1 protein-coding gene and 1 pseudogene are annotated in these 1,658 nt (G+C 62.4%); both read right to left on the bottom strand.

Annotated features, from left to right (window positions below):
• Window positions 1-321: 321 nt before the first annotated feature.
• Window positions 322-591, bottom strand: a pseudogene (locus tag F462_RS13930) (flagellar protein FlaG); the annotation flags it as partial.
• 230 nt (window positions 592-821) lie between these two features.
• On the bottom strand, window positions 822-1,658 hold an 837-nt coding region (locus F462_RS02380), incomplete at its 5' end, for a flagellin (RefSeq protein WP_051918101.1).

The following is a 1,658-nucleotide window of genomic DNA, read 5'->3' as shown; positions in this document are numbered from 1 at the left end:
GACGCTCCAGACTCTGGGCCAGCGCACCCTGGGAATTCCCCAGATTGCGCTGCGCGTTCAGGGACAGAACGTTGGTGTTGATAATCTGAGACATGCTCTCCTCCCTGCAAACCCCGTAAGCTGAGGCAATGAGGGCCCGATTAGCCCTCTTTATGCGCCTGTAACGTGCGGAAAGCCCGCAGATTTAGACCCAGCCGGCAGTTTTTTGCTGTCCCTCCGGCAACCCTCCGCCACCCACCACCAAAAAGGGCCGACCCCGAACACGGGACCGGCCCTTCTGGCAACCATCATGCGGACCGGGGCGGCTCGCCCCGGACGGCATCAGGCCTGATCCACCAGGCCTGTACCGCCCAGTTCCTGATCACTCTGGAAGCGTTCCACCAAAGCCAGCACAGCCTCGGGCGGGATCTGCCGGATTACCTGCTCCCGGTCACCGTCCATTACCGTGATCACGGTGCGGCCACTGGTGTCGTCCACGCTAAACTCCAGCGCCCGCTTGGTGGATTGCAGGTAGGAATTGATCGACTCCACCACCTGATTGACCTCGTCCATGTCCATGGCCTCGGTCGCAGGTCCGGTCGAGCCACGAGCCGATGATTCCGTGTTTCCACCCGTACGCGGGACGGCCTCCGGCCGACCCTCGCCACGAACAGGACCCGTACCGGGCCCTGGGGCCTTCACCCCCTCGCCCCCGCGCGGGTTCACTGTACCCGGCGGTGATGTGATACTGCCGATTCCATCACTCATATCGCTGTCCTCTTCAGAAGGGGTGGATGGCGACCTCGCCATCCACCCTCAACCAGAAGCCCGAGTGATCGAGCTTACTGCAGCAGGGCCAGCACGTTCTGCGGAACCGCATTGGCCTGCGACAGCACCGAGGTACCCGCCTGCTGCAGGACCTGGGCGCGGGTCAGCTCCGCCGTCTCCGCCGCGAAATCCGCATCCCGGATCCGCGAACGCGCATCCGACAGGTTCTCGGAACTCACGCTCAGGTTGTCGATGGTGGACTCGAACCGCACCTGCACCGCACCCAGCTCCGCGCGCAGGCTGTTCACCTGGGTCAGCGCCCCGTCCAGTGCACCAATCGCCTGGGTTGCGCTCTCGCGGGTGATGACGTCGATGTCGTTCAGATTTACGTCCGCAGCCGAAGCGCCGTCGAACAGGTCGACATCCGTGGAGTTTGTCCCATCATCCAAGACCACATTGCCACCAGTAACGGCCAGGTCTTCGGTCTCGAAGGCGGAGGTGATCGCGATCGTCGTCTCACCGTCGTTGTTCACGCGCAGCGAGGCCTGCAGGTTGGCGTCGGCGACCGCCAGCGCGTTGGTATCACCCTGCGCCACTACATCGGCAATCTCGCTGTTGATCGCACGAATGGCATCTTCCAGGGTCTCGACACCGGTAAAGCTGACACTGATGGCGTCGAAATCAGCGCCATCAATTGTGATATCGGTAATCGAGTCGATACCGACATCATTGATCGCAGACTGACTCAATCCTTCCGTACCGGCCACTTCGGTCGTACCGAGCTCGGAGGTCCGCGAATCCACGCCGCTGACCGCAATGGTCTGGCCCTGGTTCGCACCCACCTGGAAGAACAGGTCCTGCACACTGCCGTCCAGCACACGGCCACCGTTGAACTCGGTGCTGTTGGCAAT

This window comes from Thioalkalivibrio sp. ALJ1 (assembly GCF_000745395.1).
Taxonomy (GTDB): domain Bacteria; phylum Pseudomonadota; class Gammaproteobacteria; order Ectothiorhodospirales; family Ectothiorhodospiraceae; genus Thioalkalivibrio.
The sequence above is the reverse complement of the archived record's forward strand: the minus strand, read 5'-3'. Positions and strand labels throughout refer to the sequence as shown.